General features: G+C 67.8%; 12 protein-coding genes. All 12 read left to right on the forward strand.

The genetic code is table 11. The features are described from left to right. Nucleotide 1 precedes the first annotated feature (1 nt). The 12 genes from ACXJKC_RS14060 to ACXJKC_RS14115 all read left to right on the forward strand — a co-directional run bounded on the left by ACXJKC_RS14060 (nt 2) and on the right by ACXJKC_RS14115 (nt 14,021). On the forward strand, nt 2-2,083 hold the full coding sequence (locus ACXJKC_RS14060) for a molybdopterin oxidoreductase family protein (RefSeq protein ID WP_456697359.1): 2,082 nt from the start codon (nt 2-4) through the stop codon (nt 2,081-2,083). Beyond that, on the forward strand, nt 2,080-3,549 hold the full coding sequence (locus tag ACXJKC_RS14065; protein ID WP_456697360.1) for an FAD-dependent oxidoreductase: 1,470 nt from the start codon (nt 2,080-2,082) through the stop codon (nt 3,547-3,549). The genes ACXJKC_RS14060 and ACXJKC_RS14065 overlap by 4 nt, the downstream gene beginning before the upstream one ends. A gap of 46 nt (nt 3,550-3,595) precedes the next feature. Further along, complete coding sequence (gene nirB / locus ACXJKC_RS14070; RefSeq protein ID WP_456697361.1) at nt 3,596-6,175, forward strand: nitrite reductase large subunit NirB; 2,580 nt, start codon at nt 3,596-3,598, stop codon at nt 6,173-6,175. Next, the gene (nirD, locus tag ACXJKC_RS14075; RefSeq protein ID WP_456697362.1) at nt 6,172-6,504 is read left to right on the forward strand and encodes a nitrite reductase small subunit NirD; all 333 of its coding nucleotides are present in this window, start codon (nt 6,172-6,174) and stop codon (nt 6,502-6,504) included. The genes nirB and nirD overlap by 4 nt, the downstream gene beginning before the upstream one ends. Continuing rightward, on the forward strand, nt 6,501-7,616 hold the full coding sequence (locus ACXJKC_RS14080) for a uroporphyrinogen-III synthase (RefSeq protein ID WP_456697363.1): 1,116 nt from the start codon (nt 6,501-6,503) through the stop codon (nt 7,614-7,616). The genes nirD and ACXJKC_RS14080 overlap by 4 nt, the downstream gene beginning before the upstream one ends. Then, a complete protein-coding gene (locus tag ACXJKC_RS14085) occupies nt 7,613-8,320 on the forward strand; it encodes a sirohydrochlorin chelatase (RefSeq protein WP_456697364.1) in 708 nt (235 codons plus the stop codon). The genes ACXJKC_RS14080 and ACXJKC_RS14085 overlap by 4 nt, the downstream gene beginning before the upstream one ends. Nucleotides 8,321-8,349: 29 nt before the next feature. After that, a complete protein-coding gene (locus ACXJKC_RS14090) occupies nt 8,350-8,985 on the forward strand; it encodes a class I SAM-dependent methyltransferase (RefSeq protein ID WP_456697365.1) in 636 nt (211 codons plus the stop codon). A 249-nt stretch (nt 8,986-9,234) separates the two neighbouring features. After that, entirely contained in the window at nt 9,235-10,023 is a 789-nt protein-coding gene (locus ACXJKC_RS14095) for a sirohydrochlorin chelatase (protein ID WP_456697366.1), read from the forward strand. After that, a complete protein-coding gene (locus ACXJKC_RS14100) occupies nt 9,965-12,463 on the forward strand; it encodes a DNA translocase FtsK 4TM domain-containing protein (RefSeq protein ID WP_456697367.1) in 2,499 nt (832 codons plus the stop codon). Before ACXJKC_RS14095 ends, ACXJKC_RS14100 begins: the two co-directional genes overlap by 59 nt. A gap of 2 nt (nt 12,464-12,465) precedes the next feature. Continuing rightward, complete coding sequence (locus ACXJKC_RS14105; RefSeq protein ID WP_456697368.1) at nt 12,466-12,903, forward strand: hypothetical protein; 438 nt, start codon at nt 12,466-12,468, stop codon at nt 12,901-12,903. Between the two features lie 30 nt (nt 12,904-12,933). Further along, a complete protein-coding gene (gene pgsA, locus ACXJKC_RS14110; RefSeq protein WP_456697369.1) occupies nt 12,934-13,542 on the forward strand; it encodes a CDP-diacylglycerol--glycerol-3-phosphate 3-phosphatidyltransferase in 609 nt (202 codons plus the stop codon). Further along, entirely contained in the window at nt 13,539-14,021 is a 483-nt protein-coding gene (locus ACXJKC_RS14115) for a CinA family protein (RefSeq protein WP_456697370.1), read from the forward strand. The genes pgsA and ACXJKC_RS14115 overlap by 4 nt, the downstream gene beginning before the upstream one ends. Nucleotides 14,022-14,038 lie beyond the last annotated feature (17 nt).

Below are 14,038 nucleotides of genomic sequence, written 5' to 3' on the forward strand. Positions count from 1 at the left end.
CATGACCGACACGCACTGCCCGTACTGCGCGCTGCAGTGTGCGCAGCATCTGAGCGGTGAGCCGCTGATCGCGGAGCCGCGACAGTTCCCCACCAACGCAGGTGGGATGTGTCAGAAGGGGTGGACCAGTACCGAGGTACTCGGTGTCCCCGACCGGATCACGGCGCCCATGCGGAAGGGGCCGGCCGGATTCGAGGAGATCACGTGGGACGAGGCGCTCGACGACATCGCAGCTCGGGTCACGGCACTGTCAGCAGAGCACGGACCCGACACGATCGCGGTGTTCGGCGGGGGAGGACTGACCAACGAGAAGGCGTATCAGCTGGGCAAGTTCGCCCGGCTCGCGCTGCGCACCCGCAATATCGACTACAACGGACGCTTCTGCATGTCATCGGCCGCTGCAGCCGGCAACCGCTCGCTCGGCGTCGACCGTGGTCTGCCGTTCCCGCTGACAGATCTGGCCGACGGCGATGTCGTGATGCTGTTCGGCAGCAACCTGGCGGACACGATGCCGCCGGCGGTGCAACACCTCGGACCGGTGCGGGAACGGGGGGGCCTGCTCGTCGTCGATCCGCGTCGCAGTGCCACCGCCAGGCTGACCGAGAATCGTGCTGGTGAGCACCTGCAGCTCGTCCCCGGCACAGACCTGGTGCTGGTGCTGGGACTGTTGCACATCGTGTTCGCCGAGGGATTGGCCGATGCCGACTACCTGGCGGCCCGCGTCGACGGTGCGGACGAGGTGCGCCGAAGCGTGGCGCAGTGGTGGCCGGAGCGGGTCGCCGCCACGACAGGAGTGTCCGACACCCAGCTGCGGCGGATCGCGAGGGTCCTGGCTGACGCGAGTCCTCACCGCGGCGGTCGTGGCGCCTTCCTGCTCACGGGCCGGGGATCGGAACAGCACGCTGACGGCACCGACACCGTCACCGCGGTGATCAACCTCGCCCTTGCGCTGGGACTCGTCGGGGCTGAGCGCGGCGGCTACGGAGCGATCACGGGTCAGGGCAATGGGCAGGGCGGACGCGAGCACGGGCAGAAGGCCGACCAACTGCCCGGCTACCGGATGATCTCGGACCCAGTGGCCCGTGAGCACGTCGCGAAGGTGTGGGGCGTCGACCCGGACGTCATTCCGGGACCGGGAGTCCCCGCGGTCGAGCTGCTGATGAGTCTGGGGGAGCCGGATGGGTCTCGTGCGCTGTTCGTGCATGGCAGCAACATCGTGGTCAGCTCGCCGGACGCCGGCCGGGTGCGGGAGCGGGTCGAGGCGCTCGACCTTGTCGTGGTGTGCGACTTCGTCCCCTCGGAGACGGCGTTGTTGGCCGACTACATCCTCCCGGTCACGCAGTGGGCCGAGGAAGAAGGAACCATGACCGGCCTGGAAGGACGGGTGCTGCGGCGTCGCAAGGCCGTCGAACCGCCAGAGGGTGTCCGCTCCGAGCTGGAGATCTTCGCCGGCCTCGCGGCGCGCCTCGACGCTCCAGGCGCGTGGCCGACCGACCCGCGGGAGGTCTACGACGAGCTGCGACGGGCCAGCGCCGGGGGACGCGCGGACTATGCGGGGATCTCGTACGAACGACTCGACGCCGGCGAGGCGCTGTACTGGCCGTGCCCGGACGAGGATCATCCCGGCACACCACGGCTGTTCGCCGAGGCCTTCCCGACGCCGAACGGCAGGGCGCGGATGGTCTCGGTGCGTGAGGTCGGCCCGGATGAGCCGTTGCGGGCTGACGCGCCCGTGTGGCTCGTGACGGGCCGGGTGCTGCAGCACTATCAGTCCGGGGCTCAGACACGACGTGTCGCGAAGCTCAACGATTCGATGTCGCGCGCCTACGTCGAGATCCATCCCGTGCTCGCGGGACGCATCGGTGTGGAGGGCATCGAGGACATCACGATCACGTCTCGTCGGGGCTCGATGACCGCGCAGGCCCGGATCAGCGCCGACATCCGGCCCGACACGGTGTTCGTCCCGTTCCACTTCGCCGACCAAGGAATGGTCAATGCCGTGACGAATGCGGCAACCGATCCGATCTCGGGTATGCCCGAGTTCAAGGTGTGCGCCGTTCAGATCGCGAGGAGCGGCTCATGAAAGTGGTCGTCATCGGCGCGGGTATGGTCGGCAACCGCTTCGCCGACGAGTTGGGTCGGCTCGCGCCTCAGATCGACATCGACGTGCTCGGTGCCGAGTCGTACCAGCCGTACAACCGGGTCATGCTGACCGAGCTGATCGCCGGCCGCATCGACCTGGCGGGGCTCACCCTGCCGACCCCGGACCAGGGACGGGTGCGCGTCCGTGCGGGGGTGCGGGCGGTGGAGATCGACCGGGACCGGCGCATCGTCGTGACCGCCGACGGTGACTTCGGCTACGACGTGCTGGTGCTCGCGACGGGCGCACGAGCCCGGGTCATCCCGGTGCCGGGCCTGCGCGACGGGCTGCCGCGCGGAGCGCATGTCGTCCGCCGGATCGACGACGCCCGCGATATCACCGCCGCTGCCCTCAACGTCTCGCATGCGGTCGTCATCGGTGCCGGCCCACTCGGGGTGGAGACGGCGTGCGCCTTGCGGCATCGCGGTGTCGGAGTCACGCTCATCGCCGCGTCCGATCTGCTGAACCGCGACGTGGACCCCGATATCGCCGCGGTGGCCGCCGACCAGGCGTCGTGGCTCGGTATCGACGTCGTGCGCGAAGCACAGATCGCTTCGGTCAGCGTGCGAGGTGGGCGAGTCGACGAGGTCCGTCTCCGCGACGGTCGATCGTTCCCGGCCGAACTCGTCGTATTGGCCTGCGGTTCGGCTCCGGAGACCGGGCTCGCGGCACGGGCCGGGCTGGAGACGAATGTCGGTGTCGTCGTCGGTCATGACCTGCGGACTCCCGGCGACGCCGCTGTGTGCGCGATCGGAGACTGTGCCGAAACGCCCGCGGGCGTCAGCGGTCTGGTCGCTCCCGGCTGGGCCCAGGCCCGTGCGCTGGCCCGGAGCCTGGCGGCCGGAACCGAGATCGAGCTGCCGCCGATCGCAGGTTCGGCGATGCGGCTGAAAGCCGTCGGAATGAGCGTTGTGACGATGGGCGTCCGCAGCTCGACGGCCCGGTCCGACGACCGAGTCGTCACAATGTCGGACCGTCGCGAACGTCGTCACATCGAGCTTGTCACCCGCGGCGACACCCTCGTCGGTGTGACCTGCGTCGGGGCACCCGAGCTCGCCGCCCACCTGTCGACGCAGTTCGACCGCCCAGGCATGTTGCCGGCCGATCCGATGCACCTGTTGATGGGAACCTCGTGTCCCGGCGCAGCCGAAAGCGACTCACCGACCGCTATGCCGGCAGCGACCACGGTCTGCCGTTGCAATGGGGTCACGAAGGGCGATCTGGTGCACGCCTGGGACGGCGGGGCGAGCACCGTCGAAGACCTCGCCGAGGCGACCCTCGCGACGACCGGCTGTGGCGGCTGCACCCAGCTCGTGTGCGGGATCGTCGACTGGCTGCAGGCCAGCGACCCGCAACCGCCCTCACAGTCGGCCGACGCCAACCGTGAGACAACTGTTCCATCGAGGTAACACGAAGTCGGCGGCCACGAAATCTGGCCTTCCTAGTGTTCACGTCATGACGAAGAAGAAGCTCGCCGTGGTCGGCGCCGGCATGGTGGCCCACCGTCTCGTGGAAGCGCTCGTGGAACGTGGGGCGGACGATGCCTGGGACATCGAGGTGTTCGGCGACGAGACCCGGCCGCCGTACGACCGCGTCGCTCTGACCTCGTTCTTCTCCGATCGCGATCCCGACGATCTGCTCCTCGGTGACCCAGGTCTGTGGCGGCGGCCGGGGGTGCGGCTCTACCGCAACTCGAACGTCACCCAGATCGATCGCGACGCCCGCCGGCTACATGCCCGCGGGACGACATTCGCCTACGACAAACTCGTCCTGGCCACGGGTTCGTACGCGACGGTTCCTCCGGTCGACGGCTCAGACCTGCCCGGTTGCTTCGTGTACCGCACGGTCGACGACGTCACCGAGCTTCGCCAGTGGGTGCTCGACCGCGAGGCGGCATTGGGTCGGACCGTCAAGGGGGCGGTCGTCGGCGGCGGGTTGCTGGGTCTCGAAGCGGCGGGTGCCCTGACGGCATTGGGTGCCGAGACCACGGTTGTCGAGTTCGCGGAGTGGCTCATGCCCTTGCAGGTCGACCGCGCGGGTGGTGCCGCGCTGCAACGGATCATCGAGAATCTGGGCGTCTCGGTGCGCACCTCGACCTCGACGTCGAAGCTCAAGTCTGGCCGCGACGGCAAAGTGACGCGGATGCAGTTCGCCGACGGGGAGCGGATCGACGCCGATGTCGTCGTGTTCGCGACGGGAGTACGTCCACGCGACGAGCTGGCCCGGACGATGGGTCTCGACGTGGCCGAAAGGGGCGGTGTCGTCGCCGACTCGGGCTGCTTGACCAGCGACGCGTCGATCTACGCGATCGGCGAAGTCGCGCACATCGCGGGACGGGTCTGGGGCCTGGTCGGTCCCGGATACACGATGGCCGAAGTTGTCGCCGACCGGCTGCTCGGGGGAGAGGCGGCGTTCGAGGGCGCGGACCTGTCGACCAAGCTCAAGCTGCTGGGCGTCGACGTCGCAAGCTTCGGCGATGCCTTCGCCGCGACCCAGGGCAGCTTGGAGGTCGTGTACGCCGACCCGACCGCAGGGGTCTACAAGAAGCTCGTGATGAGCGATGACGCGCAGCAGCTGCTGGGCGGAATGCTGGTCGGAGACGCCAGCTCCTACACCAATCTGCGTCCCATGGTCGGTCGTGCTTTGGGCAGCGACCCGACGGCTTGGCTGCTGCCGGAAGGCTTGGAGCGGCCGGCCGGCAGCGCCCTGCCCGACGACGCCACGGTGTGTTCGTGCAATAACGTCACGGCAGGCCAGGTGCGCTGCGCCGTCACAGAGGGTGCATGCACCGACCTGGCCGGGGTCAAGGCCTGCACCAAGGCCGGCACGAGCTGCGGATCGTGCGTGTCTTTGGTCAAGAAGCTCGTCGACACCCAGCTGGCCGAGGAAGGCATCGAGGTCAGCAACGCCCTGTGCGAGCATTTCGCGTTCACCCGTGCCCAACTGTTCGACATCGTCAGGGTCAGCGGGATCTCGACGTTCAGCGAACTCATCGGCCTGCACGGCAACGGCCGCGGCTGTGACATCTGCCGGCCAGTCGCGGCATCGATCCTGTCTTCGCTCGGCAAGGGCCACGTGCTCGACGGCGAGAATGCCGCTCTGCAGGACAGCAACGATCACGTCATGGCCAATCTGCAGAAGGACGGCACCTACTCGGTCGTCCCGCGCATACCCGGCGGAGAGGTGACGCCCGAGGGTCTCATCGCGATCGGCCAGGTCGCAGCCGACTACGGTCTGTACACCAAGATCACGGGCGGTCAGCGGATCGACCTGTTCGGTGCCCGCATCGAGCAGTTGCCGGCGATCTGGCGCCGACTCGTCGATGCAGGATTCGAGTCGGGGCACGCGTACGGCAAGTCGCTGCGCACCGTGAAGTCGTGCGTCGGACAGTCGTGGTGCCGCTACGGCGTGCAGGACTCGACGACGCTCGCGATCGACTTGGAGCTGCGCTACCGGGGTCTGCGTTCACCGCACAAGATCAAGCTCGGAGTCTCAGGCTGCGCTCGCGAGTGCGCGGAGGCCCGCGGCAAGGACGTCGGCGTCATCGCGACCGACAAAGGCTGGAACATGTACGTCGGCGGGAACGGCGGGTTCACGCCCCGGCACGCGCAACTGTTCGCCGAGGACCTGACGACTGAGCAACTCGTCCGCGCCATCGATCGGTTCCTGATGTACTACGTCCGCACCGCCGACCGGCTGCAGCGAACCGCGCCGTGGCTCGAGAGCGTCGAAGGCGGGATCGACGCGGTACGGGCGGTCGTCCTCGACGACAGCCTGGGCATCGCCGCCGATCTCGACGCCGCGATGGCCTCACATGTCGACATGTACGAGGATGAGTGGGCCGCGACTCTCGGCGACGATCAGAAACTTCTTCGCTTCGTGTCATTCGTTAACGCGCCCGAAACACCCGACCCGGATCTTGTATATGTGCAGGAACGCGGTCAGCGCCGACCTGCCGACGACCAGGAGCGCGCCGTACTGATCGCAGGAGCCAGCATTCCAGTACGGCCACAGACCGAGGAGCTGACGGTATGACTCAGTGGCAGCGGGTGTGCTCAGTCGATGCGCTGGTCCCGGATCGGGGATCCGCAGCACTGGTCGGAGGACGGCAGGTGGCGGTCTTCCTGCTCAGCGACACTCGCGAGATCCACGCCGTCGACCATCTCGATCCGTTGAGTCGGGCCAATGTCATGGCTCGCGGACTCGTCGGCAGCCGCCAGGGCGTTCCGACCGTGGCCTCGCCGATGCACAAGCAGTCCTTCGATCTGCGCACCGGCGAGTGCCTGGATGACCCGGCTGTCTCGTTGACGGTCTGGCCGACTCGGGTCATCGACGGCTGGGTCGAGATCTGCGGCGCGCCATGAAGACATTGGGTCCGGTGCTCGCCGGAACTCAGATCCTGGTGACCGCCCAGCGGCGCGCCGATGATCTGTCCCAAGCACTCGGGCGCAGGGGCGCGGCGGTGTCAGTCGCGGCAGCTCTCGGCGTGGAATCGCATATCGACGAAGACACGCTGCTGGCGCAGACCCGACAGATCATCGCGACCGGTGCCGACATCGTGGTCGTCACCACGGGAATCGGCTTTCGCGGTTGGCTCGACACCGCCGAAGCCGCCGGACTCGGGCATGACCTGATCGAGGCCTTGGGCTCGATGCGGATCATCGCGCGTGGCCCCAAAGCGCGCGGTGCGCTGCAGGCGGCCGGTCTGATGCCCGACTGGGTCGCCGAGTCCGAGACGTCGGCCGAGATCGCGGACTTCCTGGTGACTGAGGGTGTGCAGGGGCTGTCGATAGCGGTCCAGCACCACGGCGCCGGCGACGACGGACTGGAGAAGCGGCTCGCCGCGGCGAGCGGACGTCCATTCGGGCTGGTCGTGTACCGCTGGGGTCCGCCCCCGGACCCGGAGGCCGTCGAACGGTCGGTGGTCGCCGCCGCTGCGGGCGCGTACGACGCGGTGGTCTTCACTTCGGCGCCCGGCGCCTCCGCCTGGCTCGGGACGGTCGAGCGGGCCGGTGTCACGGACGACTTGCGGCGGCTGGAGAAGGATCGTCGATTGACCCTCGCCGCAGTCGGCCACGTCACCGCAGATCCCCTGCGCAACGCGGGTTTCGACCCGCTGTTGCCCGACCGCGCACGTCTCGGCGCGATGGTGCGCTCGCTTGTGATGTACCTCGGCGATGCCTCCACCAGCGTCCCGACGGTGGCCGGTGATCTGAGGGTGCGGGCCACCGCGGCAACGCTCGAGCACACGGTTCTTCCGATATCGCCCAGCGGGCTGGCGATCCTGAGGGCATTGGCCCGCGAACCGGGGGCGGTCCGATCGCGCGAGGAGTTGCTGACGGTCCTGCCGGGGGAGTCGGACGACCCGCACTCGGCCGAGGTCGCGGTGGCACGGTTGCGGGAGGCGGTCGGGCGACCCATCGTGCAGACCGTTGTCAAGCGCGGTTACCGGCTCGCCCTGAGGGAGGACGCATGACGCTCTCGCTGATGGCGACGAGCCACGGCACCGACGTCCCCGCCGCTCAGGAGGCCATCACGGCACTCGTCGAGGCGGTCAGGATCGAGTCACCGCACCTCGACGTCCGTGAGGCGTTCGTCGATGTGCAGTTGCCGCGCATCGACACGGCAGTGGATCTGATCGACGGCCCGGTTGTCATCGTCCCTCTGCTGTTGGCGCCCGGATTCCACGTCCGGGTCGACGTGCGGCGGGCCGCCGACCGCGACTGGGTCGTGGCGGCGCGGACCCTCGGTGCGGACAACCGACTGACGCAGATCATGCTCCGGCGGCTCGCCGAGGCCGGGGCGACGACCGATGACATCGTCGTGCTCGGGGCCGCAGGCTCCACCGACGTCCTTGCCCTGCGGAGCGTCGAACATGCTGCCCGGCTGCTGGGGGCCGCCTGGGGAGCGCCGGTCAGGGTCGGACACGTCGGCGGGTCCGGTGCACCGATCGCCGACGTCGTGCGTGGCGTCTCGAAGGCAGGACGCCGAGTCGTCGTCGCGAGCTACCTGATGGCACCCGGTTTCTTCCACGGCCGTCTCACACGATGCGGCGCGGACGTGGTCACCCGGCCGCTGCTCGACGGCACCGACGTCGATCCGGCGATGGTCTCGCTCGTGCTCGATCGGTGCGCCGAAGCGGCTGGCCGGCTGCGCCGAACAGTGGCTGCGGTGCGCTGAACTCGGAACGTGCTGCCAAGATAGGCGCTGTGAACGGATCGGAACCCACGGTCGGGACAGACGTCGGTCGGGCCTACTCAGGCCGAGCGCAGGAATATGTCGAGCTGTTCGGTTCGATGGATTCGACCCATCCAACTGATCGTGCCCTCGTGCGGCATTGGGCCGACGGCCTGACCGGGCGAGTGCTCGACGCCGGCTGCGGTCCGGGGCAATGGACCGACTTCCTGGCATCGGGCGGCACGTCGGTCCACGGTCTGGATCTGGTCCCTGACTTCGTGGCCCGGGCCCGCCAACAGTATCCGGGTCTCCGCTTCGAACTGGGGTGCAGCGAGGCCCTGCCAGACGCCACCGGATCGCTGGGCGGGGTGCTTGCCTGGTATTCGCTGATCCACCACGACCCCGAGTCGATTCACATTCCGTTGAGCGAGTTCGCCCGTGTGCTCGAGCCCGGTGGGAGCCTCCTGATCGGCTACTTCGAGGGTGCGACGGTCGAACGATTCGACCATGCTGTCACGCCTGCCTATCGGTGGTCCGCCGGCGAACTGGGCCGGCAGCTCGTGGCGACCGGCTTCGATGTCGTCGAGTCCCACACCCGCACGGCCCCGGGCCACCGGCCTCACGGGGCGATCGCAGCGCGCCGTCGGACCGGATTGGTTGATCTGTAACCAAAGCCCGCCGCTGCGTTAACCCGCGCGAAACAGCCATGGATCAGGCTGAAGGGGCTGAGGGGAGACCCGGACCGACGTCTCAAGGGGGCTGGACATGTGTGTCAGCGCATCCCGCGGGCGGTCGGTCGGCGCTCGCCGAGGTGTTCTCGAGGTTCCGGCGCCCGTTCACGCAACGGTCGCCGGAACCTCGAGGCACGAACGACCCACCGCGGGCATCTCGGGTTCCGCGGTCGATCGGAGGCCGTCGTGAATCAAACCGTCATCTTGTGTGCGCATGGTGGGACCAGTCCGAAGGGGAGGGGCGCCTTCGCCGCCTTGGTCAACGCGGTGCGCCGGGAGGCGCATGACCTCGAGGTCGTCGACGCATTCGTGGACGGCCAGCAGCCCGGCGTGGCCGATCTGGTGCGGGAGAGCTCGGGTCCACGAATAGTGGTTCCTTTGATGCTTGTCTACGACCGCCCGGTCGCGGTCGATATCGCGCGTGCCTCACATCTCGATCCGATGGTGACTGTGACGGCGCCGTTGGGCCCGGATTGGGTGCTGGCCGAGGTCGGCGTGCGCCGTCTCGTCGAGGCCGGAGCGCGGGCCGACGACACCATCGTGCTGGCGGCAGCAGCTCCGACAGATGACCGGGCAGTCGCCGACATCGGCAAGGCGGCGCGGCTGCTGAGTGCCGTGTGGGGCGGACGTGTCCACGTCGGAACGCTCGGCGGCCCTGACATTCCGCTCGCCGATGCCGTCGACGTCGCCCGCGCCTACGGCAAGCGTGTCGTGGTGTCGACGTACCTGCTGAGTCCGGGGACACCGCACGATTCGATCGCCGACGCTGGGGCCGATGTCGTCACCGAACCGTTGCTGGACGCGGGACCGCCCGATCCGCGACTCGTCGCCCTGATCGTCGACCGTGCGCGGTCCCAAATGGGGCGGAACGGCGTGGTTCACGCCAAACCTTCGACCTTTGCTTTACCCTTTGAACATGGCGACCCGAACGACTTCCCCGCCGCGCAAGCGGCCGTCCGGCAGCCAGGCCCGTAAGAAGCCGACCACCAGCAAGCGCAAGCCGCAGGCCAGAAAGCCCGCAGCCCGCAAGCCGGCGGCAGCCAAATCGGGACCTGGCCCCTTTGTAGTGGTCTTTCACGCGCTGCTGCGCGCCTCGACGGCGTTCTGGCTCGGCGTGGCCGGCATGGTGGGCGCGATAGCGCGCAGCATCGGCCACAGTGCACGTGATCTCGACCCCGAGCAACGCCGCGATGGAGTCGGCTTCGGCATCCTGGCGCTCGGCATCGTCGTCGCCGGATCCGTGTGGTCCGACATGTCGGGGCCGATCGGTGAAGGGATCCGCAAGGCGACCTCGGGCGCGGTGGGCCTGTTGGCCTGGGCCGTCCCGATCGTGCTGATCGTCGTGGCCTGGCGGACGCTGCGTCATCCCGACCGCAACGGGCCGGCCGGCCGTCAACTCATCGGCTGGGCAGCCATGTGCGGCGGAGTCCTCGGACTCGTCCACATCGCTCACGACGTCCCGCGACCCAGCGATCAGGATCCTGACGCGATGCGCGAGGCCGGGGGAGCTGTCGGCTTCTTGTTCTCGGCCATCCCGATGGACCTGTTGAAGAGCGCCTACGTCGTCTCGCCGATCCTGATCCTCGTCATCGCGTTCGGCCTGCTGGTCGTGACCAACACTCCGGTGTACGCGGTGCCCGACCGGCTGCGCGATCTGCGCGACGTCGCACTGGGTCGTAAACCCGAGGTCGATGAAGACTCGCCCGCGCCAGAACCGCGCAAGCGCAGGCCGTCCAAGGCGATCGTGTCCGACGACGTGCCGTACGAGAATCCGCTGATCGACGGGCCCGACGACGAGGTCAAGCCGCCCGCGCGCACGTTCAAGCCGTTCGTGCCCGAACCGGCCGAGGCCGCCGAAGTCGTCGAGGACGCAAGTGACGACTTCGAGGTCGAGCTGCCGCCGATGGAGCCGATCCCGGCGCGCGCCGAGCAGCTCGCACTGTCCGGCGACGTCGTCTACTCGCTGCCAGACAGCACGATGCTGCGCGAGGGCTCGCCCCACAAGGCACGTTCCAAGGCCTCTGACGACGTCGTGGCGCGCCTGACCGAGGTGCTCGAGCAGTTCCAGATCGACGCGGCCGTCACGGGCTACACGCGCGGCCCGACGGTCACCCGGTACGAAGTTGAGCTCGGCCCCGCGGTCAAGGTCGAGAAGGTCACCGCACTGAGCAAGAACATCGCGTACGCGGTGGCCTCCAACGAGGTCCGCATCCTCAGCCCGATCCCCGGCAAGTCCGCGATCGGCGTCGAGATCCCCAATATCGACAAGGAGATGGTCTCGCTCGGTGACGTGCTGCGTTCGCCCAAGGCGCGCGGCGATCACCATCCGATGGTCATCGGTCTCGGCAAGGACGTCGAGGGCGGTTACGTCCTGGCCAACCTCGCCAAGATGCCCCACCTGCTGGTGGCCGGCGCAACTGGTTCGGGCAAGTCATCGTTCGTCAATTCGATGATCTCGTCGATCCTGATGCGTTCGACGCCCGAAGAGGTGCGCATGATCATGGTCGACCCCAAACGGGTCGAGCTCACGGCGTACGAAGGGGTCCCGCACCTCATCACGCCGATCATCACCAACCCCAAGAAGGCCGCCGAGGCGCTGCAGTGGGTCGTGCGCGAGATGGACATGCGCTACGACGATCTGGCCAACTTCGGTTACCGCCACATCGACGACTTCAACAAGGCCGTCAAGGCGGGCCAGGTTCAGCTGCCACCCATGAGTGAGCGGGTGCTGGCTCCGTATCCGTACCTGCTGGTCGTGGTCGACGAGCTCGCCGACCTCATGATGGTTGCTCCACGAGACGTCGAGGATTCCATCGTCCGTATCACCCAGCTCGCCCGTGCCGCCGGAATCCACCTGATCCTGGCGACCCAGCGACCGTCCGTCGACGTCGTGACGGGTCTGATCAAGGCCAATGTGCCGAGCCGTCTGGCGTTCGCGACCTCGTCGTTGGCAGACAGCCGGGTCATCCTCGACCAGCCGGGCGCCGAGAAGCTCGTGGGCCAGGGCGATGGCCTGTTCTTGCCCATGGGACAGAACAAGGCCATGCGCATGCAGGGTGCCTGGGTCACCGAAGCTGAGATCCAGACGATCGTCGAACACTGCAAGACACAGCTGCAGCCGACGTATCGCGAAGACGTCACGGCGGCCCCTGCAGCCAAGCGGGAGATCGACGATGACATCGGCGACGACATGGACCTCGTGCTGCAGGCCATCGAGCTGTGCGTCACGACCCAGTTCGGCTCGACGTCGATGCTGCAGCGCAAGCTGCGTGTCGGCTTCGCCAAGGCCGGACGTCTGATGGACATTCTGGAGAGCCGGGGCATCGTGGGACCCAGCGAGGGCTCTAAGGCCCGTGACGTGCTGGTCAAGCCCGATGAGCTCGAGCAGGTCCTGGCGACCATCCAGGCCGGCTGACCATGAGCGATGCCTTCGAGGTGCACAGACGGACGAGTCTGTATCTGGTGCTCGTGCTGGCCTGCCTGGCGGTGGGCGGTGGATTCGTCTGGCAGGCTACCGAACGGGAGGACTATCTGCTGATCGCTCCGGCGGTCGTGCTCATCGGATTGGCGGTCATGCTGCTGCGCGGCGTAGGCGACCCCCGCACGCCGCTGTTCGTCGCCGACGATCACGGCATTCGGCTGCGTTCGGACAACGGCTGGGTCGGACTGCTGTGGAGCGAGCTGGGCGAACTGAGGGTCGAACCCCGTGAAGGCGTGATCCACGATCCGCGGATCAAGGTCGTCAGCAGCGACGGACGCCGGTTCTACACCTCGCCGCTGGGGCTGTCGACGAATGTCTCCCCGGGCGAGGCAGAGGTCCAGTTGGCGTCACGCCGCTCTGCTGCCGCATACTGAGGAGTCGTTTCATCCCATCGAAAGGGACTCATGGACGCGGCATCCACGCCGAGCAACCTGAACATCGCGAACGTACTCACGGTGGTCCGGATCGTCGGCGTTCCGTTCTTCGGTTGGCTTCTGCTGACGCAGGACGGCGATTCCATCAGCATGCGCGTCGCCGCCTGGGCGGCGTTCGGGGTGCTGATGATCACCGACCGCATCGACGGTGACCTGGCGCGCAAGTACAACCTGGTCACCAACTTCGGCAAGCTCGCCGATCCGATCGCCGACAAGGCACTGACGGGTATGGCGTTCGTCGGTCTGTCGATCATCTTCGACAATTGGCTGTTCTGGACCATCACGATGCTGGTCCTCGCCCGCGAGTGGGGCATCACTTTGATGCGGTTCGCGGTCAAGAAGTACGGGGTCATGCCGGCGAGCCAGGGCGGCAAGCTCAAGACGATGTTGCAGGCGCTCGCACTCGCCGGCTACATCCTGCCGTTCGAGCTGTGGGACAACCCGTTGACCGACGTCCTGTTGATCATCACGCACATCCTGATGGCCGGTGCCGTCGTCATCACGATGTGGACGGGTGTGCAGTACATCCGTGACGCACGAGTGCTTCGACGTGAGGCACGGGCAGCGGCGTCGTCGTGACGCTGGCGGCCGAGACGGTCACCGCGCTGCGGACGGCAGGTGCCACCGTGGCGACGGCCGAATCGCTGACCGGGGGACTGGTTTGCGCGACACTCGTCAGCGTGCCCGGTGCCTCAGACGTCGTACGCGGCGGCGTCGTGGCATATGCGCCGTCACTCAAGGTCGAGTTGTTGGGCGTCGACGCGGAACTCATCGCGACCCATGGGACGGTCGATGCCGGAGTTGCGGCGCAGATGGCGCTCGGTGTCCGCTCCCGGTTGGGCTCGACCTATGGATTGGCGACGACCGGCGTGGCCGGTCCCGGACCCGACGAGGGCAAGCCCGCGGGCACGGTCCACATCGCGGTGGCAGGGCCTGAAGGTGCTGTGACACGGTTGCTCGAACTGTCCGGAGATCGTGAATCGGTACGAACCCGGACGGTCGCCGCGCTGTTGTCTTTGCTGGTCGCTAGGCTGGGGGAAGATTCTCGACCCGATTGAGGTTGAGACTCATATGC

Source organism: Aeromicrobium sp. P5_D10, assembly GCF_054049535.1.

Excerpts from the sequence above, each read along its gene's own strand:
- pgsA (WP_456697369.1), top strand. The coding sequence starts at position 12,934 with ATGGACGCGGCATCCACGCCGAGCAACCTGAACATCGCGAACGTACTC.
- nirD (WP_456697362.1), top strand. The coding sequence starts at position 6,172 with ATGACTCAGTGGCAGCGGGTGTGCTCAGTCGATGCGCTGGTCCCGGAT.
- ACXJKC_RS14085 (WP_456697364.1), top strand. The coding sequence starts at position 7,613 with ATGACGCTCTCGCTGATGGCGACGAGCCACGGCACCGACGTCCCCGCC.
- ACXJKC_RS14105 (WP_456697368.1), top strand. The coding sequence starts at position 12,466 with ATGAGCGATGCCTTCGAGGTGCACAGACGGACGAGTCTGTATCTGGTG.
- ACXJKC_RS14065 (WP_456697360.1), top strand. The coding sequence starts at position 2,080 with ATGAAAGTGGTCGTCATCGGCGCGGGTATGGTCGGCAACCGCTTCGCC.
- ACXJKC_RS14060 (WP_456697359.1), top strand. The coding sequence starts at position 2 with ATGACCGACACGCACTGCCCGTACTGCGCGCTGCAGTGTGCGCAGCAT.
- nirB (WP_456697361.1), top strand. The coding sequence starts at position 3,596 with ATGACGAAGAAGAAGCTCGCCGTGGTCGGCGCCGGCATGGTGGCCCAC.
- ACXJKC_RS14080 (WP_456697363.1), top strand. The coding sequence starts at position 6,501 with ATGAAGACATTGGGTCCGGTGCTCGCCGGAACTCAGATCCTGGTGACC.
- ACXJKC_RS14100 (WP_456697367.1), top strand. The coding sequence starts at position 9,965 with ATGGCGACCCGAACGACTTCCCCGCCGCGCAAGCGGCCGTCCGGCAGC.